Below are 24,936 nucleotides of genomic sequence, written 5' to 3'. Positions count from 1 at the left end.
TCACTATAATCAACAATGTCCGGAATTGATAAGGATAATTCATCACTTTTATTTATAAATGCCTCTAAAAGTGAAGTGTCTAACTTTTCTATTTTTAGAGGGTCTTTTTCCGGGACTATTTTTTGTATGTTAGGGAAAGACTCTAAATATTCATTGCTTGCATATAAATCCAGTAGCTGTTCACATAAAACTATAAGCTCATCCGGTTCTAATTTTAGACCTACTTTTAAATTTGTAGAGCCAGTGGCATTTTTAAATAGTTCTATATACTGTGGCTTAACTTTTCCTGTTAAGCTTTTTAAAATCTCGCTATTACTGTCAAAATCCAAATAGGTTAAGTCAGACATGACAGGAACTTGCATTCTTTTTCTTCTTGATGCACCAGGATCCACTATGTCAGCACTTTTTAACTCTTTAGGTTCAAGGCTGTTTAATGTTACTTTAAGACCAAAGTCATACTCATAGGAAACATCGCGTAGATTGTGATAAATGTGCCCAAAAGTTAGTGCGAAACATCGATCTCTTACTGGAAGAAAAATTAACGCTCCCTTACTTTCTTGTTCTAAATTCCCGCCAATTGAGAAGTAATTCACCCACCAAGGAGTTGTTTTAAATCTGTCAGAAATAAATAAACTTGCACCCTGTGGGAGGTTTTGAGCCTGAAAGTCATCGAGAAGTTGATGATCTGGCTTGAGGGAGTTCTGTGCGTTGTAGCCTGCTTTAAGCAAAAAAATAGAAAAAGACCTTGTTTTCATATCATTTCAGCCCTTTGAGAGGTAAGCAGTTATGAAGTTACTTGTATTTGAGAAAAGTTTACATTTTTACTCATACTAATCGTGATATAGGTCAAACATACCGCCTACTGGTGACTATGCTAACCCACCGAGTCATAGAGGCGGTCACTAACTGAAGTATTGTTTCAAGAGCACCAGGATGCTCTCTGCGCGGTTTTTCTTTAAAAGTAGTGTATTTAATAGTGCCAAATTTGGAGACGCTCAAAACGCGTCTGGTGAAGCTATGTAACCTATGATTGCAACCGCAGACCTTCCACGCTTTCTGATGGTAGATTCATCACTGTTTTAATGCTGGTTTCGATGCTGCGAATAATCTCTTCGCGTGGGCCGCTGCGCCAGTCATCGCTTGCGTAAAAAGTTTCAAGAATCGTAGTCATGCTTTCAGCACTGTCAAAGGCGCGAATCAGGTAGTAGCAATCCGGGTCATGAAGCGAGTTGCCAAACGAAACAACGTCGATCCCGTGGCGTCGGTGTAGGGGAACGCTGATTTCCTGCATGATGGCATGCAAAGCGGCACCGCTGCCTTTGCGTAAGGTGTATTGCAGTATTTCGACGGTTCTCAATTTTATTCTCCATTAATGCTCGGCTATGTGCATAAAATAACAAGATGTATAAGTGGACATATTATTCAACACCAACTTTTGTTTCTTACCGATGGTTCGTATTAAGTGAACCAACATTTTTATGATGTCAGTTCACTTTAAAATATCCTATTACTGCTTTTAATTAAATTATTTCTATTTCACTCGAATCAAACCATCCTTTATGTAATAGGTTTTTTCTTAGCATTTCTGTATTATCTGTATAAGCAAGAATGGCGAGGCTTTTTTGTGCTCGACTACATGTGACGTAAAATAGTCTTCTAGTTCTGTCTTCACTAGTATCTTTACCTTCTTTCTCATTATCTAAATCAGTTTTGGTTTTTTCTTTAACACCGAAAAGTTTGTCATAACTAAACATAAAACCTTTAGCCTCAGAATCATCAATTAAAACTAGAACACGAGGAAATTCTAGACCTTTAACTCCCTGATGAGTATCGATGTTTGTCTTGCCTTTGACATAATTATAATATTTATCAAATTGACATAAAGGAGAGCTAAACGCTTTCTGCCAAGCTTCAATGATATCATCTTGTGAGTTATCGTTACTTTCTAGGATTTCTTGTATAGAATCTGGGACGTCAAGTAATTTTATTTCATTTATCTTATGTAGTAAATTAATTGTGATAAGTTCGGGGTTTGTAGAAATAAAACTCTTTAACATATCAAGAGAGTTTCTGATCTGTGTAAGTGGAGAGGTATTATTTGTGTTTTTTAAAAGATGTTCTCTTTTTAATAAGGGTGCATTTGTTCGTAAAATGTTAGTGATAGTAAAAGTATCATTTTTAATACAGGCGGATATTAATGGTGAAACAATTCCACAAATGAAATTTATATTACCCAGAGAGCCCTCTAAAAGCCCAGTTTTTAATCGCTCAATTTGATAGAGAGGAGTGAACATGTCTATAAAGCCCATACGTGTTGCGGCCATATGATGTTCTAATATTAGGGTGTTTACTAATGAATCATGGTTTTCCCAATCATCATCTAAAGTAATTTCTCTCATTCTTTTTTTTACAAACGATTCATCTCTATCTTTATTATCAGAATGACATTCTTTTATAAAAATTCTTACATATCCTTCCTCGGCATCTTCTCTGGCCTTTTGTTTATGATTATCCACTTGACTTCTAATTAAATTAATTAAAGCAACCACTCTTTTTGGAGAACGATAGTTAATGCTTTTTTCAGGTTTTTTCCAGTGTTCGTCAAGGCATGCCTCTAAATCACTTTTACCATCAGAGTATATCCTTTGCATCATGTCCCCTAACAGACCCACCGAGAATGTATCTCTGTTATTTTTCTCAACTTCGAGTAATGCATTCATTAGCAGTTTGTTAGTATCTTGGCTTTCATCAATTAAAAGAATTGGATGGCGATTAACCAATATTTTCTGCATAGTATATTTTCTATCTAGAAAATAAGAACCGAGTTTAATGACTTCTGAATGATTTAGAGAGTCTTTAGTCCTATTATCCCCGGTAGGGTTGTATGTGAATTTATATACATCTGATAAGTTTTGCAGACGTTTTTCTTTGGAAACTATCTTTCTTTCTCTTTCTAAAGAAGCTTGTGAAACTCTAGTTGTTCTGCTTTGTTTGTCCCTTAAATCAGCTATCTCCGCAGCAATGTTTTCCATTAACCAAGATTTTATATCACTGGAGTGATGCCTGATTAGCTCCCATAGGAAACTATGAATTGTAGACACATCTATTAATTTGTTGAATTTAACTCTTCTTTTTATTTCATCACAAGCCGCATTGGTGTATGTTATCACGGCTATTCTTTTCCCTCTTAGCCTGAACTCTTCTGAGTGACTCTTCAATATCATTTCCAGAACATTAACTAAAGTCCTGGTTTTACCAGAGCCAGCTCCAGCATAAAGAAGGAAACTATGCTTTTGAGTGCCCGTTAAGTAATTATGTATATTAGAATCTAATATTTCCTCAGTTTGTTTGATAGTCATTTGTTTTCTCCATCACTGGCTAAATCAGAAACAAGCTCTAATTGTTTTATTTTTATCTTTTCTTCGAGCCACTTTAGACCATTACTTATATAATTAGGTGTATTTAATTTATCGCTTTCGTCATGGTAAAGTATATCTAATGCAAATTCAGCTTTATTACCTTTAGATAAGTGTAAAAATGATTCCTCTCCAAATTCCTCTGCATTTTTGCAATTAGTAATTGATGCTTTGAATTTCTTCACTAAACCATTACCAGTAAGATTACTGAAAAAATCTAGATTATTGTAGACTAATGAGTCTTCGAACGTGTTTGGTAAAAATTCTTGGTTAACACCTTTGAATGCAGCCAAAACAGGAATCTGAAAAGCTGAGTAAACATAAAAGAAATCATTATATTTCTTTTCTTTCTTATCTTCCGTGAGTTTATACAATTCATCGACACCGGTAACTTCTGGAACCCAACTTGCAAGCGTTGTATTACTTGTAACGAAACCGCTGTCTTTTTTAGAGGGCTTAACCTTGCCATCTTGTGAATCCTTAGGGTCTAAATCCGTAATAATTAGAGTTAAAAGATTCAAACTAACAATCAGATTCTTTAGTCGATGGGCATGGCTACCACCAATCTCTAATAAGGTAATGTAGCTTTGATTTAAGAAAGGGTAGTGTCTTCTAATTAAGTGAGGAACTAAAATCCTCTCGGCTGGGCCTTCAACAAGAATTACTGCATCTGCAAAGAATAAATCACAATGTGTTGCCTTAAGGTATCTTATTACAAATTTTTCCGTATCATCATTTACACCAAAAACATTGGAAAGATTGATTACTGTTGATACAGGGATCTCATGTTCTTTACAAGCAGGAATTCTTCTAAAGTATCGTAAAGAAGAAAATTTACACTCGTGGGCAATATGGCTCGAATGTGTGCTTATAATGAGTTGTGTATGAAGCTCTTCTTTATCGCCTAAATTATTATGATTCCTCAATATATCATATGCTTTCCTAATGAAGATTTGTTGCACTTGTGCATGCAAGTGAGCTTCAGGTTCTTCAATCAAAACCAAATGCAGGGGGGCTGGAAAATCCTCTTGATTGTCGTCTGCTAATTTTTTATTTGTAGCTTTGCCAACTTTCATCCAACTATCTCTGAACCCCATTAGTCTAAATGCAATTGAGATTAAGTTTTGATAACCTAGTCCATTGTAACTCTCTGGCAATCTTAAATAGTCTAAAGATACATTGCTTAGAGCATTAGTTAACTCATATTGAACTGCTGAGTCGTGATTTAAGCCATCAATTGGTTCTATTTTTGTAGAGATTTTTAGTTTAGGATCAGTTACTCCTGGATAGTTGAGGCCTTCAACTTCTTTTATGGCTTGAGAGAAACAGTTTTTTAATCTTTCATCAAATGTATCCTGAGCATCACGAATGGCTTGTAGAGCTTCGATATCTGATAGTTCAGGGCTTTCTATTGGGTTAAGATGTTTCGAATAATAATCTCTCAACTGTGTGTTTAATTTGCTATTCTCTTTGTCGGCAGCAGAGGGGCTTCCAAAGCCACGTTGTGCATTGATCTCATCAATTCTTATTAGATCTTTGAGAGGTATGCCATCAAGTAATGTTTGCTGACTGTCTATTCTTTGGGGTTTGGCTATTCCATTATCAGATGATTCTAATTTCGAAGGATCTAAGCTATAACACTTGATTGTAAACATTGAGTTCAACTTTCTTGAAAGATATTCATAAATATCTTTAGGCCACAATGCTATTGTGTAATTTTCTTTATCAATCCGCTCAGAAATTCGGTCGTGTATATCTAATGAATTTTGGCGGGAAGATATGAAGCCCTCAAAGAAAACATCAAATTTCTTGGGTTCATATCTCAGTCTTACTCCAATTAAACCTCCATTCCACTCTAACGTTGGTAGTATATGATTGACATATTGGAGCTCATTTTCTTTCGCTTCGATCCAAATATCCATGCAAGGAAAAAGATCTGAGAAAGCTTCCTGTGATTTAGCAAGGTCTATATTTTCCTCAGTTAACCATTGTTCAGTGATATCTTTTATTTTTGCCCAATTGCAAAGTGTCAAATCATTTACGCTAAACCGCGAGGCATCAACGAGGAAATGTCCTAAGGCCTCCATTGCAGCCGTTTTACCGCTATTGTTAGCACCAACAAAGAGAGTGGTTTTTTCTGCAATATCTATGCGGACAGACTTCAACTTTCTAAAATTCTTAATTTCAATGAAATTTATTTTCATATTAATAATATCCTTATGAAATTATTTTGCTGTGCTAGAGAAATTTTTACGTTTCGATTAGAACATAACCACTTTGATTGTGTAGTCAATAGAAACCATGATGTAAGAAATCGACCGTTTTCTGGCACCTCCCAATCGCACGCCTTCACACTGTTGGAAAAATAGCCTTGGCTTTTCTGACAGGCCATCCTAATGTTGGCCTCGTTTTCTGGCAGGGGTCAGATGGGGAGATAACAATGGCTACTTTTGGCTACGGGCGTGTTTCAACAACGCAGCAGGATACTGAGAACCAGCGACTGGAGCTTGAGCAAGCTGAGTGGCAAATTGACTATTGGTTTGCCGATATTGTCAGTGGGAAGGTTCCGGCTATGCAACGTAAAGCGTTTTCTGAAATGCTTAGCAAAATTCGCGATGGTGAAACGTTGGTAGTTGCAAAACTAGACCGTCTGGGACGTGATGCGATTGATGTTCTCCAGACGGTCAGGGCACTGGCAGAGCGTAATATCAAGGTGATCGTCCACCAGCTTGGAACTACTGACCTCACTTCTGCTGCCGGTAAGCTTCTGTTGTCTATGCTGGCAGCCGTTGCGGAAATGGAGCGTGACCTACTTATTGAACGCACTCAGGCGGGGCTGTCACGAGCAAAAGCTGAAGGAAAGAAGCTGGGCAGACCATCGAAAATCGCACCAGAAGCCCGTAGCGCGATTATAGAGAAAAAGAATAGCGGGACCAGTATCAGTGCGTTAGCGCGTGAATACGGTGTTTCCAGAGCGACTATAGCCGCGCTGCTTTAAATGCTTCTAAACTTTCATTGCAACCCCGAGTTTTGGGTTGGTTAGCGTGAGAGATTCAAAACGAAAGAAAGATTGTGACACCGTTTCCGGTTAGAGCAGCAAAGAAGATCGACGAGGTTGAATGCCCCCACTTATAAGTTCGGGGGGCTTATAGTGGTTACTCAAATGAAGCCGCGATGACTTCCCCGGTGTTGGCGTTGAATACACAAAAATATTGGAGTGGTGTTTGAATCCCAAGGCTATTAATCGCCTTAGCTTGTTGCCCGAATATTTGAATAGTTTGTTTGCTCTTGTCGTGCCAGAGGTAGGTGCTGAAAACTGGTTGCTCTTCGCTATCTAGCCACACATGGCGAAACGTCGCTTTCTCATCCATTACCTGTTTGCACTTTTTGACGGGGTTATGATGTGCTTTTGCATAGCATTCTGGCTCGTTAATCAAGCACAAGGCATTTTGTTTTTCTCCCGGGAGTTCAGCGCTAACAGCTGCGAATGCACTTAATCCCAGCACTAGTGAGAGCGTTCCCAGAACACCCCATGAGATTGCTCGTAGAGTGCTGATCTGCCGTTTTGATGTAACGTGCGCGACCATGCTGTAACTGGCCCAACTGAGCACGGCTCCCGCTATCATAGGTAATATAAAATCTGATCCCGCCATGATTTCCTCATTTGCCAAACAACATCACATCTCATAGTGAGCGCTGAAGACACCCAACCTGTGACAGCCATCATACGATATTGGCTTTATTTGTCACTAATAGTATTCATTTTGAATCTTTGATTGTAGCGATACAGACTTCTCGTGAGGGTGATTGTGCTCACAATAGGGATCGTTAGATTCGAAATGTCTCATATGGAGCGTGGCCTTACAGTGGTCAAAATTGCACATTCAGTGCATGAAAAAATCCCTAAGAATACAGTTTGGCGAGCGGGTAAAAGAGTTGCGCGTTGCCACCGGAATGAGCCAGGAAGCATTTGCGGATCGGTGTGGGTTTGCACGTAGCTATATGAGCCGCATTGAACGTGGCGGTTCTAATGCATCTCTCGATGCCATTGAGGTGCTGGCTAGCGCTCTCAGTGTTGAACCGTGGCAGTTGTTAGTATTCGACTCATCCGAAGAAAACGACCCAGAACTACTGGTTCCCTATGCGGCGGATGGGACGTGCTTTAATCCCGAACTGGCGAGTAGTCGCGATGGTTCATTTGCAGTAGGAGATAAAGCCGCTCAGAAGCGTTTTGGCTCGTTTATCGAAGCCCTTGAATATCTCCGTAGCATGGAGACGGCAAAGTGGCGTAGGCCGAATTCTGCGGGCAATTGGGGAATTGTGTCTGCTGTTAAATGGGATAGGCTTAGGAAGTAGTGCCAGTATAAGGATATAAATTTGGCAAATAGGATTTATACATTGCATCCCCATAATGGATGCTGTCCACCCTAGGACTTTTGATTCTTTCGGCTGTATATAGATAATCATGAAACACGGGTGCGTTACAGAGGCGTTACATATCGCTTTTAATGTTTTTTATTATTAAATTCAAGCTGTTATGATTTTTGTGGTGGATTCAAAAAATAAACTCACTCCGTGAGTTTTTGTCAGTTTTATTTTGCTCCGAATCTTCACCCTTCCCGAGAGTTGTTCTTCTATGATAACTCAGGCTGCGTAAGCAGCCCGTCGCGACAAAGTCGCGACCCTGTTATTGGGTAATCAGTTACAAAAGTTAGAAAGCTAAGCAATACCCTAGTCATACAAAGAACTATGATTTACGCGGGTTTTATGGCAAAAGAGATAGCTCCCATACTGGGTAAACTAATCGCGCATAAACCCGGTAAATTGTTTTTCAAGGCTATCGTTTCATTCAAATTTTGAGTTCACATCTTTTTCTCATATGAATCTAAACGTTGTAAAACAGCTTTTAATGATGATTTAAGCCTCTTCTCATCGTGGCTTTCCCCTGTCATAAATCTTATTATCTGCGCTAAACTCATGTATGATTTATCGGATATGCGGGAAGCAAGCCAGACATTAACCCAATGAGGAATATGTTTTGCTAGATTTCTCCGTTTTGTTACTGAAACTTCAAGTCTCTCCGTAACTTGTGCAATCCCCAATGAATGCAACTTGCCACCTCGGACATCTCCTTGTTGAAGTTTCCGCCATGAATCACGGTGTTTTTTAGATTGATACTGTGCTAACTCCCATTGAAGGTTTACATTGATCTGTAATGCCCTAATTTTTACGTCAGTTGTCCAATTTAGACGCGCAAATTTTTCTGCCAAGATCCAGTCAAATTCTTCACGCTGAAATAGGTGCTCAAACTCTTCTGCACCTACTGCTTTTTTTTGTCCTTGTATCCATGTCCAGTGCATATCGATGACTTGGCGGTCAATGCTTAATTGGTTTGGTTCATCATCAGACGTTCTTTTAGGTGATGGAGGAAGCGCACGAAATCTCGGAGCTATGTATTGTGAAATATTCAACGCAATTGACAATGACACTGCTTCATCTCGATGGTTTAGGTAATCATTTTTGTTTTCAAGGATAGAGCGTAGACATTGCGCTATCTCATTACCATTTTTTGTCAAAACGATCTCTGATGCTTTTGAAACGAGATCTTTAAAAGGAGTAATACCGGGGTGTTTCTCAAGAACTTCTTGAGGTTCGGTAGATATACTACGGGCTGATGTCGCCTGTTCGTTCTCATTGTCGAGAATCGCAGCAAGGACATCAATTTGCTGATCATTTGGAAGCTCAAGCTGGCTACGTAAACTAGTTTCTGATGACATAATTCCCACTCCTTAGTTGAATAAGCGGGACATTATTTTGTGAACTTAGGCTTTTCAATGCTTCTGGTTGGCTATTTTTAAACGGTAACATAACATATTGTTTTATAATTATTTTCATTTTAGGCTATTTTACGTCATGTGTTTTTTAGTGCTCTGTAGAGGACATTGGCTCTCCTACAAAACTGTCCTACAATGCGATTTCATCATTGATTAATGCTTTATGGTTACGCGCCCCAAAGCCGATATAGCTCAGTTGGTAGAGCAGCGCATTCGTAATGCGAAGGTCGTAGGTTCGACTCCTATTATCGGCACCAGTTAATTCAATGAGTTATCTCACTTTCAAGTAAACCACATTCTCCTCTTGTGCCATGTTTGTGACATTCCGGTTCAAAATCGTATCGATTTTGCTCGCATGCTCGGTTAGATGTCCGGCTGAAAGATGCGCGTAACGCTGAACCATTTCGAGCGTTTCCCATCCCCCCATCTCTTTCAATGCCAGCAAAGAAACTCCTGATTGAACCAACCAGCTCGCCCAGGTATGTCGAAGGTCATGAAATCGGAAGTTGGTAATCCCTGCGCGCTTGAGTGCGCCTTTCCACGCTTTATTGCTATCAGTGCGCATCTTCCTTACTGCCGGTGTTTTCGTTCCATCGTTTCGCCACGCAGCTTTGGTATGAACGAATACCCATCGCTTATGCTTACCCTGCTGTGCTTTGAGTATCTGCAAAGCGGTCTCGTTAAGTGGAACGCCTATCGCGTTTCCTGCCTTAGTTTCGTCGGGATGCATCCAGGCAATCCGCTTTTCAAGATCCACTTGTGACCATTCGAGATCCGTAACATTGGATCGACGTAAGCCGGTAGTTATTGCAAAGACGACCAGAGGAAAGAAATGCGGCGCGATATTGGCAAATAGCCGCTTTGATTCTTCTTCTGTCAGCCAGCGTATGCGCCCGTTTTTAATCCGTGGTGTGGAAACCTTCGGTGCACGGTCGAGCCACTTCCATGTTACGGCCAGATTCAGCAGCGCGCGGATGAAGGCGAGGTGAGTATTGCGCGTCGCCTTCGCCGCTGGTTTTGCTTTATACTCTGGTACGGGCTTTCCCAAACGTATACACCTGTCTCTGGTCATCTCCCAGTTCAGGCGATGGCGGCGGTTTTCCATTCCATCAACCGCCTCCATTATTTTCTCAATAGTGATATCTGAAAGAATCACCCCGTCAAAATGCATTAGCCAAAACCCGATTCGGCTTTTGTCGTCATCCAGACTTTTCTTCTCGTCCTTCTCCCTTAACCAACGCAAACACGCTTCGTTAAAGGTTTTTTTCGGCGACTCACCTAATTTAGATACCCGCCATGCCTCAGCTTTTAGACGATCGTGAAGCTCTTGTGCTTGCCTCTTGTCCGCTGTTTCAAGAGAGCGTCTAATTCGTTGCCCGTTTGGCGCAACGAAGTCACAGTGCCATGTGTCGCCTCGTAGTTTGATTGACATGCTTTCTCCTTATGCACATCAACCGCATTCACCGGTTGATTGTGGATCGGGTTCTTTAAGGCTGCAATACAGTCTGTTTTGCAAATCAGGAATGGGCTGCGTTTTTTATGTGGGTTTACCCTGGTTGCAGCCAGGCGGCCGGAGCGTATCCACTCTGATATAGTGCCTTTGTCTACTCTCAGAAATGCAGCAGCCTCATCTCTCGTAAAAATAACTTCATCCATAGCCATTCTCCGATGGCCCATTGCTGGGCCATTTTGATAATTCGTTATCAGGACACCTGGCCGGGAAGGGCGCGAAGGCGGCGCATGCCTGTCATGGCTGTGGCCACGTAGCTTTTCTGACGGTTCACAACTTCGACCCAGACCTTTACGCCTTCCACCTGAACCGTGTATGTCTCTTTCATTTTGCTGCGCCCGTAGTCGCCATAACGTTCCGCATGCGTCGCAAGCGCGATATCGCATGCCTGACGTGCTAACGGGGATTGCTTACTGCCTCGGTTAATCAGCCGCATAGGTTCTCCTTAAAGGGGAGGGTTTCCCCTCCCGACATCGTTAGCCAACGTATTCCGGTTTCATGTCGTCGAGGGTGATACGGAACTGGTCATACAGTTCGTCGCCCAGGTGGCGGCGCGCCGCGGTAAGCGCTGATTCGGCCTTCGCAAACAGTTCTGCCGCGTCTGGTTCGCCGGGATTAGGCAGAGAGTTAATCGCAGCCTCGACTTTGTTGCGGTGATCCACCAGGTAGTAACGCTTAACGGCTTTGTTCTTCAGTTCGGTGAACAGAGCGGTACCCAGCAGCGCTTTCTGTGATTCGATATCTGCACGGATGGCTTTGGCCTGGTCTACAGTGCTGGACGTATCGATGCGTTCGCGGATCTCATCGGCCAGAGCGTCAACGTTCGTAGCTGACTCCTGCGCGCTGGCGGTGATGTCTACTTCGCTGGTGATCTCTTTCACAGACATTCTCTGCGCTGGCACCGGATTAATTTCACGCTCGGTGCGCTGCTCAACTTCGTCCGGGCTATAGACCCCCAGAATCACTTCCGGACAATAAAGACGCGCCCAATACTTCACGCCAAGATATGCAATCTGTTGTTTTGGGTTTGACACCCACAGAGGGGAGTTGCGAGTCACAACACCGGACAGGTAAAGCGGTTCCCCCCAGGTGATTTCTGATTCGCCGCGAAGGATGGCGCCAACCTGAACAAAAAGGCCAATTTCATCTTCATCTGTCCAGCCCCGGACGCGCTCGGTTACGTTGTATTTTCCATTCTTTCCGTGTTTTTCCCGCGAAATTTCCTGAGTTCTGGTGCAGCGCTCCCAATCGCCACCATAGCGATAGTGAAAGCGCCCGTGGATGGCGCTGGAACTGGCGATAACAGCGTTGACCAGTTGGGCCTCATAGCCAAGAACTCCATTCACCAGGTGTGTTTTCTGCGCCACGGCGTAGGGGTTCATGCCCCATTGCATTGCCTGCATGACGATCGCCATACAGTCGGCAGGTTTTCCGGCAAGATGTGCCGGTACTGTCACCTGAGAATCGGCCATCAGGTTAGCGAACGCAGTTAACTGACCCAGCGCTTGTACGTTAAAAATTGCGTTACTGGCGGAAATGGTGTTTGGTGCCTGCTGTTCAGCGGTAACAATATTGGTGTTTTCCATGATTCTTCCCCTTATGCCAGACGCAGCGCTTCAAGACGGCGCATGTCGAAATCGTTCAGTTCGTCGGTGTAGTCGTTTGTAATCGGCGCTGGCCACTCACCCGTATCAAATCCGATTGCGATAGCTCGCATGGCATTTCGATACTCCAGCATGCCCAGTTCCAGCAGTTCAGTGGACGCTTCAATAATGGCGATCCAGTGGTAGTTCTCGTCTTTGTTGACAAAAATCCAGAAGAACTGGTCAAGCGCTGCCGTCTCGCAGTACATGGCCGCGCTCAGGTGATAATCGCGGTCGATGATTTCGCGGTGTAACTTGGCGCGCAGACCTTCCTGTTTGATGTTCCACATGCTGATGGTTTTCAGGTCGGCACCGATGCGCACACCGTCCAGGTCGATTTCCAGATCCGGACGTACACGGACTTCCAGCCCGGTTTCGTCGTCGAACCCGAAATAACTCACTTCTACAGCGCGGTTCGGGTGCGTTAGCAGCTTGCCGGCGGTCGGGTGCTGGAGCAGAGCTTTCTGGATGTTTAGCGCGGTACTTAGCTGCTGGCGGGTGACCAGTACTTTTCCTTCGGGATTATCGCGCCATGCATCGATCAGTTCGTCGGCAAACACCGCGTCCTGGTTTACTGCCTTCACGGCCTGAATCAGATCTGCCTTTGTGCCAGATACTTTCAGCGGCTGCGGTTTCTGCGCTTCTTGTGCTACTTGGTCAGGGTTAATCACCGCCAGCTGTTCGAGTAAGGCGTCACGGCTTCCGCTGGTTTTCACTTGAGCGGGCAGGGTGGCGTTGTACTCTTTGATACAAGCTTTCATTGCCGTTGCGGTCTGCTTCTGGCCTTCTTCAATACGCTGGAACTCAGCAGGCAGAGCCATGTAGCTTTGGCCGGTCTCTTCCAGAGAAGTACCCAGCGGCACCTGTGGCGGCAGGGTGGCGTTGTACTCTTCAAGCAATGCTTTGATGTCGTCGGCAGACAGCTGCGCCGGCAGGCTGGCGTTGTATTCATCGATAAACGCCCGGATCGTTGCGGTTGTCGTGAATGCGCCTTCCGGGATTTCTGGCTCAACGCTGAATTCAGCATCCAGTTGCTCAGGTTGCAGCGCCAGTGCATGTACCAGGTTCCCCATATCCAGAACCGGAGAGCGTTCCTTCGTGATGGTCTTCTCAACATGGCGCGCATTGAAGTACATCAGGCTCACGCGAGCATCTTTAACCTGGGTGCTGCTGATACCGTTGGCTGCGTGATATACCTCGTTTGGTAAACCTTCATAACGGCCAGGTTCGAAGAATGCCGGGTACTCAATGGCTGGTTCGGCCTGCAGGTCTTCCGGCGTGCTGGCTGTTTCCATCGGAACCAAATCCTGTGCTGTGTTGTCCGGATGACTTGGCGCCGCAGCTGCCGGAGTTTCCTGTTTGTTGCTGTCATGCTCCTGCGTGTCTAATTCTTCATTCAAACCTGATTCCATCGCTGCATATGTCGCATCACCCGTCACAGCGCCACAGTCCGGGCAATGCCCGCCACCAATAGCGCCACATCCGGTACATACTGTTTCCGTTACGGTATCTGCCTGCGAATCATCTTCCACAGTACCTTCGCCTGCTGGTAACGCAGCGCTATTTTCGGCTTGGTGTTGCTCAGTCGTTTCCATCTGGCCATTGCTGGTGGTCTCGCTTTTGTTGCCATAGAGTTTTGAATTCGCCATCAGCTCTTCCACAGAGAAGATACCGTCGCCATGGTTCTTAACTTCCAGCTGGTTTTCAGGCTGCGTGGCTGGTACTGAATCTTTCTTTTCTGACTGCTCGCGAGACTCAGTAGCCCATTCGGCGTAACCATTCGAAGGCTCACCTGTTTCATAGATGCCATTCTCTGCCAGCCAGCTGCGCGCCTGTTGGCGCAGCTCTTTGACAGAATTCTCACCGTTCCACTTTATAACGCGAGTAACACCAAACACCGTTTGAGTGTCGTATTCGAGAATGTCGCTGATACCCATAAGGGTTTTGGTGGCAGTAATGAACACGGCCTCTTCGCGTTCCTGTAGGTCTTTTGCCCCTGTGAGCTGCGGGCGGCTGATTTTGCCCGGTTCGGCATTGGGGTATAGTTGAGCAATGGCGATCTCATTGCGAAGGCCTGCCGTGGATTGCGGGACGGCGCGTTTGTAACGTTCTTTCGTCTGAACCGGTTCCGGCGCGGACTTTGTTTCAACCGCAGGAGCCTTGCGATGTTTCGCGAACCACTTCGCCGTTACATCGTCGCGGGAAACGCGATCGCTCTGATGTGTATTGACCCACTCTGCAAAGAAGGTGATCAGGTCATTGAGCATCGGAGCTTTACCGTTCACCGGCCAGATAGATTTTGTGGCAGTAAACAGGTCGGCCAGTGTTTCCGGGAACACGTGCTCAATAGGGCGAGTTTTGAAATCACGCGCGGCCAGCAATACGTTCTGGGCGTATGTTTCATCCATATCCATCTCTACACGCGTAATCTCCTGCAACTGCTCAGTAGTTAGCGAATCGAAAAGCCCGTACAACCAGGTGCCGAGTACTTTTTTCTCGTATGGAAATTTGCCATAGGCGAACAGATCAACAGCTTCCTTCTCTGTTTCTTGCGTGGTGGTTACTGCGTTCGCATCGGTAGGCGTGGTGGCATCGGCGGCAGCCGCTGGTGTGCTTTCACCGTGAAAGGCATCATCAGGCTTGCTGCCTGGCTTCAGTTGCCAGGTGCGCATGTCTTCCGCCAGCTCATAGCGTTCGCACCAGGTCAAATCAACGGTGCTTTCTTCCGGGAGGTCATTAAATACGGGAAAATCAGTGCGGATCGGCTTCTGATAATCTTTACCGCGTCCGGTCTCGATATTCGCTTCTTCCAGTTCAACATCGAGCTGGAGATTGGCGCGAGCTTCTGTTTTTGCAGTGAACCAAACGACTGCATCTGGCTTGCCGGATTTCTGAGTGGCTTTAACCACGTAGAAGAATTCCATGTGAGATCCTCAATTTTGGATGTTAGAATCCCCGGGCCATTGATAGCGCCCATTGGGTGTTCATTGGTTTTTGTGTAATTTCCGGTGTAACTTTGGTCGGTGGCACCGGACGTACAGGCCCGCCTTGCGCGGGTTTTTACGTTATGATTCGTGAGCCATCTGGTCGTATGAAGCACAACGTACAGAACAGTAATCACGTTCCTGGTGCTTCAGCTGCGCGCCATGAATCAGCGTCAGCACATTCTTAACTTCTTTTCCCTGCTCGATAGGCTTTCCACACAGGTGGTAAGCGCATTTCTTTTCCTGCATAACTCCTCCCGTTAATGGCTAAGGCCATGCCCTAAACCGTTTAGATAAACCTCAACCAGTAAGTCTTTGATGTAGGTTCTATCCATGCCACGCTGGAGATACAAACGACCGCGCGCATTAGCTGATGCAGTCCAGGTCGAATCATTGTGTTTGACGAGCATGCCCGGCATAACTGCGCCGCGGTTGACCGTCTGAGTTCCGTAGTGCTGATGAATCATGCTATCCCCTTTGTTATGCCTGTCTTTTATCCACTTCAGGCTCGGTGGTATGCTGGAAGTTCTCACACAGCCAGCAAAGGAAAAATCATGTCTTTCAACGTTTTTCAGGATAAAAGAGATCAAGAGTCTGTCGCTTACGATTTGGCTTTAGCACTTGCAGCAAAAGATCCTGCAATCACTTCACCTGAAGCTCTGATTAAACGTGTCTCAGAATTGCTTCCTGAATGCCGTAATGCAGCTGAAGAGCAATACAATTCTGAACGACCAGAACCTTTTGATATCCCTATAAAATGGTAATTGACGCAAGGGCGGCCTCTAGTGCTGCCTTTTTCATCTTTTCTGCAAGCCAGTAGTCTTTCTCAATAACGTCATCAAACGACTTGTTCAAAGCTGTAAGTGCAGCGTCTGCGGCTTGAATCACTTTGCTATTACTAGTTAGCAATGGCGCTTTAACATTTTGTACTTTCTTTTCATCAATCATTCTCACCCTCGTTTGCCTTATCGCCGGCCAGCGGAACGTTTACACCTGATGCGCGTTGATTAATCCACCTCATCCGACTTTTCATATGCCGTCGGCGGCTACTTCGTGGGCGTCCTGCCTAGGTGGTTCGTGGTGCGTCTTGGTTAGTTAGATTAAATCATTGGTTTATACGTGTGCCAACTAAAGGTTAATGGCAATTGTAAATCTGAGGTTTGTATTGCTGGTTTTCGTGACCTGTCTGCCGAATCGCAGGCAAAAAAAAATCCCGACGGAAAGGTCGGGATAGAGCGTTCTGGGCGTTAGTTTGGCGGAAGAGTTGAAGGGTGAGGGTAGAAAAAAACCGGCGCAGTGGCCGGATGCATTTATTCAAATGGGAGGTCTATTTGTCTCTGTGGATTCAGCTGTTTTTTTACATGCTCAATTTCGAATGAGGTTTTTATAGTATCACCAATCATGTATTGGGTTACCTTTAGGTCAACAAGCAACATATCGCCTTTAGAAAAGTTTAGGGTGTTGTTATCAATATCACTGATAAACTTCTGGTCTTTAATCTCAGCCAAAAAGCTACTGGCTCCATCCGAAAATCTCCATCGGCTGCCTTCATTAAAAGAAATGTTCTTAATCTGAAGGGCTTTCTCTACCGTGGACTCCGAGATTATTGATTCAGCAGCAAGCTCAACTTTGAAATAATGCGCCTCTTGTTTATCGATCGTCATGAACGTCAGTCCATCATCGACAGTGGAAGCAAAACTGTCGATACCTTCCTGCTCTAGCGGCTTGCATATAACTTCTTGCAATGAAGAACGAAGTTTAATGTTTCTATACAGTTCGATTACTTTGCTATCGAAAATTTCACTTTCGTCATCAACAAAGACTTCAATGTTGCTATCAGGCAGATTGTGTAACTTTTTAATTTCTCTTGGTCCGATCCATTTAACTAATTGGATCAGACCCTTGCAAATTTTTTCTCTGGGACCAGGGCAAAAACCAATTAAAGCAATAAGATTAGCGGCGGCTGTTACGGAATCGCCCGAAAAGAAATCAACTGCCTGTTTGAACCAAGATGTCGATGAGGCAATCAGATCTATTCCAAATGAGCCAGCTCTGAATGATGCATTAACCTTTACTGAAACAACGGTCTTGTTACCATAAACGGTTTTTCCGGCTTCCTCTAATGCATCTGACAGGGATAGGAGTGCAGGGGCAAGGTCACGCACGTTCATTTCGTGCGTCTCCAATGCTGGTCCGTCGTATACTATCCTGAACTTCATATCATTAGTTTCCGAATTGCTGCCTGCATCCATTATGGCACTCACCTGATCGCATATACAGTAAATTTACTTTTTACCCCGACACAATGCTTGATGCCGGATGGAAATCCCTACCGCTTCTCGATTGTAAGAGTCAATTGTACGTTTGCCGGTTATCAATCCTCCTGCGACCGGATCCGCCCCTTCATGTACTTCTCATACAGGTCATCCAGTTCTTTCAGGCGAATCGCGAATATGCGGAGCATGTTCTGCTGCTCTTCTTCAGGTAACTGGCGGTAGAGCTCCAGCAAGCGCTGTTCGTCTGGCTTAAGTCCGTCTTTTTCTCCAACGTCCTCACCAAGTAGCCATGCGACAGAAATGCCTACAGCGTCGGCTATGGCCAGTGCCGATTTCTTACTAATCACACCTTTTTTGAACCAGCCGTTTACGGCCTGAGGGGTGACTCCAGCTATTCGTGCCATGTCTGCTTTTGTAACGCCGCGATCAGTGATCTCAGTAAGGCGCTCTACCAGAACGAGGTTGGGTTCTTCTTTTCTCATAGGTTCATTGTAAATATTTGGTTTATACACACAATAAATCCATAGTTTGCATGATGTGTAAATCTGTGGTTTACTTCTGCTATCAATAAGCAGGAGAAGCACATGTCCGCACTCGATAAAGCAATTAAAGCCGCTGGCTCAGCCAGAAAGCTCAGCATCGCGCTTGGTGTGACGAGTATGTCTGTAAGTCATTGGAAGAATCGTGACCAAGGGATCGTCCCGCCAAGTTATATCTTCCCGATTTTCAAAATGACAGGCGTAACTCCCCACGAGCTGCGCCCCGACCTCTATCCAAACCCAACTGATGGTTTACCTAAACAGGAGCCTTAACAATGCAAGCTGTTTCATTTCAACAGAGTAGCAGAGCTTCCTCTAATCCAATGATATTCCCGTGTCATCAAAGCGAATCGGCAGAGCAGGATATTGATCACCGCGATATTTGTTCTGCAGTCCGGGCGTGGGCAGCGGTAGAAGGGCGCGTATCTGTTGCGCTTCAAATCCAAGACGCTGCAGAAGAACTTCAGCTTAATGGCGTGGACTTCTCAGGCCAGGCCGATGTCTGGAACGTGAAGCTATTCCGCTGGCTCGACAACAAAGAAGACTCCGCATCGTACCGAAAGAACGTCGAACAACTGATGCCAGCGATCATGTCCGTATTACCGCTTCGATACCGCGATCGTGTCGTAAGGAACGACACGTTCGCATTTCGCATGGCCAGGTTGGAAAAAGAGGTAAGTGAGGCGAAGCAAGCTCTGATGCTCGATGCACCCAAGAAGGAAAAACTGAAGGAGTTAGGTGAGGGGATTTTTGAGATGTTCCGTGTCGATCCGGACCTTACTGCGCCGCTGCTGGCGATGGTCACAACCATGCTGGGGGCAATGTGAAGACTTTTGAAAAGGCGAAAGCCGCGGTGCTCGAACACCAACGGCTTTCAGGTGCAAAAACGGAGTGTAATTGCGGAGCTAAGTATGTCAAACACAGCTGAAATTATCAATTTCCCCAACAGAACCGAACAACCGGGAGGTCGTATGGCCGACCTGTCGAACGGGTATACCAAGGTCGCTAACGAGATCCAACAGCTCAAGCCTCGTCTGAGAATGTCAGGCCGGGAGTGGCAGTGTTTTGAAGCGGTGATCTGGCTTACCTACGGCTGGAACAAGAAGCAGGACCGAGTTACGAACACGGTGATCGCCGAGCTTACAGGATTGAGTGATTCGCATGTTTCTGATGCGCTCAAATCACTCGCAGAACGCAAAATTATCTTCAATCAGAAGCAGGGCGTAATGAAAACGGTCGGTATAAATACTGACCTTTCAGCCTGGATTTTAGACAAACCGAAAACGGGAAAAGTCTTCCCGAAATCGGGAAAAGTGTTACCGAAAACGGGAAAAACCTTCCCGGAAACGGTAGACACCCAAGACTATAACAAGAACAATAATAAAATATCCTCGTCTCGGAATTCTGACGAATCCCGAAACCAGAAAACTCAAAAGTTTCTTTCTCGCCATCCAGAAGCTGCCGCCGGGATATACACCCCGGCAGGTAAATCATGGGGATCCGCTGACGACCTCAAGGCCGCTCGCTGGATTTACGACAGGCTTCTCACCGTCAACGCATCGCTATCTGAGCCAAACTGGGCTGAATGGGCAAACACCATCAGGCTGATGCGTGTCCAGGACAATCGTACTCACTACGAAATCTGTGACCTGTTCCAGTGGGCTAACCGGGACGAATTCTGGAAAGACAACATCCTGAGTCCCTCGAGTCTTCGCAAACAGTGGGATCAGCTCACTACAAAACGGCTGCGTGCAACCGGAACGGCAAAACCTTCCCGAGGCAGCATCGACCTGCATAACACCGACTGGATTGACGGGGTGCTGGAATGAAAAACCTCTCAGTGAGCATTCAAAATTTTGACCGGGAACAGGCCCGCCGCCTGGCGCACAACTTGCCTGAGCAGTACACCGAGCGCGAACAAACGCAGCAGGTGGCGCAGATTATCAACGGGCTATTCGTTCAGCTGGCCGCTGCGTTCCCGGCAAGCCTGGTTAATCGCAGCCAGGAAGACGTGAACGAGATCCGCCGGCAGTGGGTGCTGGCGTTCAAAGAAAACGGGATAACCTCCATGGAGCAAGTTGAAGCCGGTATGCGCATGGTGCGTCGCCAGGAGCGTCCATTCCTGCCTTCGCCGGGTCAGTTCGTCAAGTGGTGCCAGGAAGAACGCAGCGCACTGGGGGTAAGCGTAGCTGACGTTATGACCGAGTACTGGAAGTGGCAGAAAATGGTTTTCCGTTACACCAGCAGCGAGAAGTATCCATGGACAAAAGACGTCATGTATCACATCTGCATCGAACTGCGGCATCGCAGCACTGAAGGGCAGTTAAGCCGCCAGGAGCTGGAGCGTGAAGCGGTCAAGGTTCTGGATATGTGGGAAAAGCGGGTGCTTTCCGGTAAGCCGATCCCTCCTGTTCGACGCGCGCTTGCCGCGCCAGCAGCACCAACAGGACCAACACCGGTTGAGCTGCTTAAAGCGAAATACGATCGCATGAAAGCTGGCGGGAGGGCGTAGCCATGGCGAAGAAAAAAATCGATACGAACGCGGTGTTGGAATTTCTGGCTGCAAACCCGAAATCGACGGTCTTCGCAATTGCAGAGCATCTTGACGTTTCTGTGGATGGCGTTCGCTCCAAGATGCACCGCATGCGCGATGCTGGTCAGGTGGTGAATGAAATCGTTGATCGCGTTTGTTACTACAGCGCAATTCGTTGTCAGCCCTTCGGTGTGAGTGCCAACGCGAAAATGCTTAACAGTCTGCTGGCTAAAGCGAGAAGTAATTGGGAGGGGTTATGAGAATTGAGAACAAACAAAATGAAAAGCGCTTAACTTATGCGAATGATTTACAGGTTGCACGTTATGGCAGTGAAGAGCATCGCAATTCGAAAAGCAGTTCTATAGTTTGAGTAGGTTGGCACATACCAGCCATTCAAACATAAAACTAGCCCCCCTCCTGTTCATTGAAGATAATGGAATGAAAAAACATATAATTCTCGGCTCTGGGTTGCTGTTTTCATCATTGAGTCACGCAAGTGCTCTCTATTTTTATGAAGTAGCGACTGAAGATACTGCGCTCGCTGGTGCAGGTCAGGCGGCACGAGCTCAGGATGCTTCTACGCTGTTAACGAACCCTGCTGGGATGACTCGCTTGCTCGATCACATGTTTACCGGAGGCCTGCAGGCAATGGGGGGCGATATTTCCTATTCACTGGACGATGAGTCAGGCGGGCGGCGCAGCCCCGGCAATGTGATGAAACTCTTTCCAAACGCCAGCATGTTCTACACGCAGCGACTGAGCGATACGGTTTCAGCCGGTCTGGGCTTGTATGGAAACTATGGACTGGGCATTGATTTTGGCAATTGGGCGGGAGACCGCCTTATTAAAAAAAGCACCATGGTTGCTATGACCCTCAGCCCCGGCATTGCCTGGAAATTAAGTGACAAAGTCTCGATAGGCGCGGCAACCGGGCTGAACTACGGTTTTCTGTCGCTCACCCGTAACGTTGGTGGTGATGACGAAAAACAAAGCGACCATGACTGGGCAATGAATTATCGCCTGGGCCTGTTGATAGATATAACCGACCAGACCCGGGCGGGAATTAGTTGGACAAGTAAAACGGATTATCACTTTAACATTGACGGTAAGGCCCGCTTCCCTAACCTGCCAAATGTTGAATATGACCTGCCTATAGCCGCACAGGTGCGAGCGCCCCAGCAGGTGATGATGAGTCTGGTACATGACATCGATAAACAGTGGTCAGTGATGGGGGATCTTGGCTGGCAAGACTGGAGCCAGTTTGGAAGCCCGCAGATCTCCGTCAATGGACAGTCAATTGATCGAAATAATCGCCTGAAGGATACCTGGCATACGGCTATCGGCGCACAGTACCGACCTGATGAGCAATGGAGAATTAACGCAGGCGTCGCTTTTGACAGCACTCCGTACAAATCTCAAAGTGATGTGGCGCTGTCATTGCCGACGGGAGATGAATGGCGTTTTGCCACTGGTGCGCAATATCAGATAACCCCCGCCAGCAATATTGGCTTTGCCGTCGAATACCTGCATATGCAGTCCTCGAAAGTCCAGTCGCGGGTATTTGGCGGGAAATACGATAACCCATGGCTATGGTTTGCGAGCGTAAACTATAGTTATCAGTTCTAAAATCAATAATCCCACGTAGAAATTACACTTAATCATAATCGTCTCTCTAATGAGTAAACCGTCGGAGAGACCTTTTTATTGTACTTTTTCCAAAACACATTAGGGATTGTTCATAGTTCATTCTGTTCATCACTTTCACTGAGCAAATATAGAACCTAATTCGCAATAGCCGAAATATAGAGCAAATATTTAGCTAGTCGACGTAATAAACTTTGTCAAGTTGAGGGGGGGGGGAGTTACAAAAGCAAGAAAAACATAATAGATTCAATATGATGCATTAAATCGTCAAAGTATGTGTTAAAAAAATAAAAAATAATGTCAATTTAAGTTATTTTTTAGATTCTGTAGTATTGCCAAATGTAAAAAAATGGTTATTGTCTAAAAATCAATATCTACAGTGAGTTTGTAGATATCTCAGAAGGGTTAATGAATTTAATTATCGCCAAGAAAATGAGGGTCATAATGAAACTGAAGCTTATTGTCAAAAGCCTGGCGCTGGCCGGGTTAATGACAACGATCACCTTGCCCGCTTATGCTGATGTCTCGGCGAAAGACGCCACTGACGCAACAAAAAAAGCTAATGACGCGCTCTATAACCAATTGCCTTTCTCAGACAATACTGACTTTACCAATGCCCACAAAGGTTTTATCGCTGCATTACCAACTGAGGTTATCAAAGGCGAGCAGGGAAACGTCGTCTGGGACCCACAGCAATACGCATTTATTAAAGAGGGTGAAAAATCACCAGCTACGGTTAACCCAAGCCTCTGGCGCCAGTCCCAGTTGATTAACATCAGCGGTCTTTTTGAAGTCACCGATGGTGTTTATCAGATCCGTAACCTCGATCTGTCCAACATGACCATCATTGAAGGTAAAGAAGGTATTACGGTGGTTGACCCATTGGTTTCTGCCGAAACCGCCAAAGTTGGGATGGACCTGTACTTCAAAAATCGCGGTAAAAAACCGGTTGTCGCGGTTATTTATACCCACAGCCACGTTGATCACTATGGTGGCGTCCGCGGCGTGATTGATGAAGCCGATGTGAAGTCTGGCAAAGTGAAGGTATATGCACCTGCAGGCTTTATGGAAGCCGCTGTGGCGGAAAACATCATGGCTGGTAACGTCATGAGCCGTCGTGCAAGTTACATGTACGGTAATCTGCTGAAGCCTGATGCGAAAGGTCAGGTTGGCGCGGGCCTCGGTACCACCACATCAGCGGGTACAGTTACCCTGATCGCACCTACCAATATCATTGAAAAAGACGGCCAGAAAGAAGTAATTGATGGCCTGACCTATGACTTCATGCTGGCGCCAGGTTCAGAAGCACCGTCCGAAATGCTGTGGTACATCGAAGAGAAAAAACTCATCGAATCTGCTGAGGACGTGACCCACACGCTGCACAATACCTACTCCCTTCGAGGCGCGAAAATCCGTGAACCGTTGCCATGGTCTAAGTACATTAACGAAGCCATCGTTCGCTGGGGCGATAAAGCTGAAATCATCATGGCTCAACACCACTGGCCTACCTGGGGCAATGAGAATGTGGTTAACCTGCTGAAAAGTCAGCGTGACCTTTATCGTTATATTAACGACCAGACGCTGCGTATGGCGAACCAGGGGCTGACCCGTGATGAAATTGCGGCAAACTTCAAGCTGCCTGACAGCCTGGCGCACACCTGGGCTAACCGTGGTTACTATGGTTCGGTCAGCCATGATGTGAAGGCCACCTATGTGCTGTACCTCGGCTGGTTCGATGGCAACCCGGCAACCCTTGACGAACTGCCGCCAGAAGAAGCCGCGAAAAAGTTCGTTGATTACATGGGTGGTGCGGATGCCATCATGAAGAAAGCCAAAGAGGACTTTGCTCAGGGTAACTATCGCTGGGTCGCTCAGGTCGTCAGCAAGATTGTCTTTGCTGATCCGAAAAACCAGGATGCCCGTAACCTGGAAGCTGATGCGCTGGAACAGCTGGGTTATCAGGCTGAATCAGGTCCATGGCGTAACTTCTACCTGACCGGTGCGCAAGAACTGCGTAACGGCGTATTGAAGGGGCCAACCCCAAATACCGCAAGTCCGGATACAGTTCGTGCAATGACGCCGGAAATGTTCTTTGATTATCTGGCGGTACACATAAACGGACAGAAAGCGGGTAAAGCTAAAGCTGTGTTTAATATTGACCTCGGTAACGACGGCGGTAAATACAAGCTGGAGCTGGAAAATGGCGTACTGAACCATACCGCTGATGCGGAAGCAAAAGATGCTGATGCGACCATTACGCTGGATCGTGCGACCCTGAACAAAATCATCCTGAAAGAAGAGACACTCAAACAGGCTGAAGATAAAGGGGAAGTGAAGGTTTCTGGTAATGGCGCGAAGCTCGAAGAGATGCTCGGTTATATGGATAAATTTGAATTCTGGTTCAATATCGTTACGCCATAATTTCTGATGCGTTAAAAAGCTGCCTGCGGGCAGCTTTTTATTAGCAAACGTTAAACATAATTCAAAATTAAATAGTTTCTTTATTTCTTATTTCCATCCTTATGCTAATATTTGTGTGTTAATGAATAGTAATTAC

25 protein-coding genes, 1 tRNA gene and 1 pseudogene are annotated in these 24,936 nt (G+C 45.6%); 11 read left to right on the top strand and 16 right to left on the bottom strand.

Annotated elements, in window-relative coordinates:
• From NMC31_RS19115 to NMC31_RS19100, 4 genes are all read right to left on the bottom strand, one after another.
• The coding region (locus tag NMC31_RS19115) for a TIGR04141 family sporadically distributed protein (RefSeq protein ID WP_253898861.1) at nt 1-755 on the bottom strand (755 nt) is incomplete at its 3' end.
• A 269-nt stretch (nt 756-1,024) separates the two neighbouring features.
• On the bottom strand, nt 1,025-1,357 hold the full coding sequence (locus tag NMC31_RS19110; RefSeq protein ID WP_001261100.1) for an NIPSNAP family protein: 333 nt from the start codon (nt 1,355-1,357) through the stop codon (nt 1,025-1,027).
• 163 nt (nt 1,358-1,520) lie between these two features.
• Complete coding sequence (locus NMC31_RS19105; protein WP_000153207.1) at nt 1,521-3,359, bottom strand: UvrD-helicase domain-containing protein; 1,839 nt, start codon at nt 3,357-3,359, stop codon at nt 1,521-1,523.
• Complete coding sequence (locus tag NMC31_RS19100) at nt 3,356-5,620, bottom strand: AAA family ATPase (RefSeq protein ID WP_253898860.1); 2,265 nt, start codon at nt 5,618-5,620, stop codon at nt 3,356-3,358. The genes NMC31_RS19105 and NMC31_RS19100 overlap by 4 nt, the downstream gene beginning before the upstream one ends.
• Before the next feature lie 236 nt (nt 5,621-5,856).
• On the opposite strand from NMC31_RS19100, the gene NMC31_RS19095 reads away from it, so the two are divergent.
• Complete coding sequence (locus tag NMC31_RS19095; protein WP_000190112.1) at nt 5,857-6,414, top strand: recombinase family protein; 558 nt, start codon at nt 5,857-5,859, stop codon at nt 6,412-6,414.
• 157 nt (nt 6,415-6,571) lie between these two features.
• On the opposite strand, the gene NMC31_RS19090 is transcribed toward NMC31_RS19095, so the two are convergent.
• On the bottom strand, nt 6,572-7,069 hold the full coding sequence (locus NMC31_RS19090; protein ID WP_000919052.1) for a hypothetical protein: 498 nt from the start codon (nt 7,067-7,069) through the stop codon (nt 6,572-6,574).
• A 238-nt stretch (nt 7,070-7,307) separates the two neighbouring features.
• Here NMC31_RS19090 and NMC31_RS19085 point away from each other — a divergent pair, with 238 nt between their 5' ends.
• The gene (locus tag NMC31_RS19085) at nt 7,308-7,772 is read left to right on the top strand and encodes a helix-turn-helix domain-containing protein (RefSeq protein ID WP_014639787.1); all 465 of its coding nucleotides are present in this window, start codon (nt 7,308-7,310) and stop codon (nt 7,770-7,772) included.
• Between the two features lie 506 nt (nt 7,773-8,278).
• Here NMC31_RS19085 and NMC31_RS19080 read toward each other — a convergent pair.
• On the bottom strand, nt 8,279-9,193 hold the full coding sequence (locus NMC31_RS19080) for a hypothetical protein (RefSeq protein ID WP_149897239.1): 915 nt from the start codon (nt 9,191-9,193) through the stop codon (nt 8,279-8,281).
• Nucleotides 9,194-9,431: 238 nt separating this feature from the next.
• Between NMC31_RS19080 and NMC31_RS19075 the strand changes: the two genes are divergently transcribed.
• Nucleotides 9,432-9,507: transfer RNA gene (locus tag NMC31_RS19075), tRNA-Thr, on the top strand.
• Nucleotides 9,508-9,521: 14 nt separating this feature from the next.
• Here NMC31_RS19075 and NMC31_RS19070 read toward each other — a convergent pair.
• The 7 genes and pseudogenes from NMC31_RS19070 to NMC31_RS19040 all read right to left on the bottom strand — a co-directional run bounded on the left by NMC31_RS19070 (nt 9,522) and on the right by NMC31_RS19040 (nt 15,854).
• A complete protein-coding gene (locus tag NMC31_RS19070; RefSeq protein WP_253898863.1) occupies nt 9,522-10,676 on the bottom strand; it encodes a site-specific integrase in 1,155 nt (384 codons plus the stop codon).
• Entirely contained in the window at nt 10,559-10,906 is a 348-nt protein-coding gene (locus tag NMC31_RS19065) for a helix-turn-helix domain-containing protein (protein WP_253898859.1), read from the bottom strand. The genes NMC31_RS19070 and NMC31_RS19065 overlap by 118 nt, the downstream gene beginning before the upstream one ends.
• A gap of 47 nt (nt 10,907-10,953) precedes the next feature.
• Entirely contained in the window at nt 10,954-11,196 is a 243-nt protein-coding gene (locus NMC31_RS19060) for a DUF4060 family protein (protein WP_253898858.1), read from the bottom strand.
• A gap of 40 nt (nt 11,197-11,236) precedes the next feature.
• Nucleotides 11,237-12,398: pseudogene (locus NMC31_RS19055) on the bottom strand (RecT family recombinase).
• On the bottom strand, nt 12,358-15,327 hold the full coding sequence (locus NMC31_RS19050) for a RecE family exodeoxyribonuclease (RefSeq protein WP_253898857.1): 2,970 nt from the start codon (nt 15,325-15,327) through the stop codon (nt 12,358-12,360). The pseudogene NMC31_RS19055 and the gene NMC31_RS19050 overlap by 41 nt, the downstream one beginning before the upstream one ends.
• A gap of 141 nt (nt 15,328-15,468) precedes the next feature.
• Nucleotides 15,469-15,636 carry a YdaE family protein gene (locus tag NMC31_RS19045; RefSeq protein WP_253898856.1) on the bottom strand — a complete coding sequence of 56 codons (168 nt, stop codon included), beginning with the start codon at nt 15,634-15,636 and terminating at the stop codon, nt 15,469-15,471.
• An 11-nt stretch (nt 15,637-15,647) separates the two neighbouring features.
• On the bottom strand, nt 15,648-15,854 hold the full coding sequence (locus tag NMC31_RS19040; protein WP_253898855.1) for a cell division inhibitor protein: 207 nt from the start codon (nt 15,852-15,854) through the stop codon (nt 15,648-15,650).
• 87 nt (nt 15,855-15,941) lie between these two features.
• Between NMC31_RS19040 and NMC31_RS19035 the strand changes: the two genes are divergently transcribed.
• Nucleotides 15,942-16,151 carry a hypothetical protein gene (locus NMC31_RS19035; protein ID WP_071605447.1) on the top strand — a complete coding sequence of 70 codons (210 nt, stop codon included), beginning with the start codon at nt 15,942-15,944 and terminating at the stop codon, nt 16,149-16,151.
• On the opposite strand, the gene NMC31_RS19030 is transcribed toward NMC31_RS19035, so the two are convergent.
• The 3 genes from NMC31_RS19030 to NMC31_RS19020 form a co-directional block, all read right to left on the bottom strand.
• Entirely contained in the window at nt 16,138-16,335 is a 198-nt protein-coding gene (locus NMC31_RS19030) for a hypothetical protein (RefSeq protein WP_020882489.1), read from the bottom strand. The genes NMC31_RS19035 and NMC31_RS19030 overlap by 14 nt on opposite strands.
• A 362-nt stretch (nt 16,336-16,697) precedes the next feature.
• Nucleotides 16,698-17,639 carry an LAPAL motif-containing putative phage structural protein gene (locus tag NMC31_RS19025; protein WP_253898854.1) on the bottom strand — a complete coding sequence of 314 codons (942 nt, stop codon included), beginning with the start codon at nt 17,637-17,639 and terminating at the stop codon, nt 16,698-16,700.
• Between the two features lie 122 nt (nt 17,640-17,761).
• On the bottom strand, nt 17,762-18,175 hold the full coding sequence (locus NMC31_RS19020; RefSeq protein WP_073397240.1) for a helix-turn-helix domain-containing protein: 414 nt from the start codon (nt 18,173-18,175) through the stop codon (nt 17,762-17,764).
• A 72-nt stretch (nt 18,176-18,247) separates the two neighbouring features.
• Between NMC31_RS19020 and NMC31_RS19015 the strand changes: the two genes are divergently transcribed.
• From NMC31_RS19015 to NMC31_RS18985, 7 genes are all read left to right on the top strand, one after another.
• Nucleotides 18,248-18,475, top strand: a complete 228-nt coding sequence (locus NMC31_RS19015; RefSeq protein ID WP_029882071.1) for a transcriptional regulator — start codon at nt 18,248-18,250, stop codon at nt 18,473-18,475.
• A gap of 2 nt (nt 18,476-18,477) precedes the next feature.
• On the top strand, nt 18,478-19,029 hold the full coding sequence (locus NMC31_RS19010) for a toxin YdaT family protein (RefSeq protein ID WP_253898853.1): 552 nt from the start codon (nt 18,478-18,480) through the stop codon (nt 19,027-19,029).
• A gap of 84 nt (nt 19,030-19,113) precedes the next feature.
• Entirely contained in the window at nt 19,114-20,031 is a 918-nt protein-coding gene (locus NMC31_RS19005; RefSeq protein WP_253898852.1) for a phage replication protein O, read from the top strand.
• Complete coding sequence (locus NMC31_RS19000) at nt 20,028-20,714, top strand: replication protein P (protein WP_253898851.1); 687 nt, start codon at nt 20,028-20,030, stop codon at nt 20,712-20,714. The genes NMC31_RS19005 and NMC31_RS19000 overlap by 4 nt, the downstream gene beginning before the upstream one ends.
• Before the next feature lie 2 nt (nt 20,715-20,716).
• A complete protein-coding gene (locus NMC31_RS18995) occupies nt 20,717-20,995 on the top strand; it encodes a hypothetical protein (RefSeq protein ID WP_253898850.1) in 279 nt (92 codons plus the stop codon).
• Between the two features lie 178 nt (nt 20,996-21,173).
• The gene (locus NMC31_RS18990; protein WP_253898849.1) at nt 21,174-22,361 is read left to right on the top strand and encodes an OmpP1/FadL family transporter; all 1,188 of its coding nucleotides are present in this window, start codon (nt 21,174-21,176) and stop codon (nt 22,359-22,361) included.
• 462 nt (nt 22,362-22,823) lie between these two features.
• The gene (locus NMC31_RS18985) at nt 22,824-24,800 is read left to right on the top strand and encodes an alkyl/aryl-sulfatase (RefSeq protein ID WP_253898848.1); all 1,977 of its coding nucleotides are present in this window, start codon (nt 22,824-22,826) and stop codon (nt 24,798-24,800) included.
• Nucleotides 24,801-24,936: the final 136 nt, after the last annotated feature.

This window comes from Pseudocitrobacter vendiensis, assembly GCF_943590815.1.
GTDB classification, from domain to species: domain Bacteria; phylum Pseudomonadota; class Gammaproteobacteria; order Enterobacterales; family Enterobacteriaceae; genus Pseudocitrobacter; species Pseudocitrobacter vendiensis.
The sequence above is the reverse complement of the archived record's forward strand: the minus strand, read 5'-3'. Positions and strand labels throughout refer to the sequence as shown.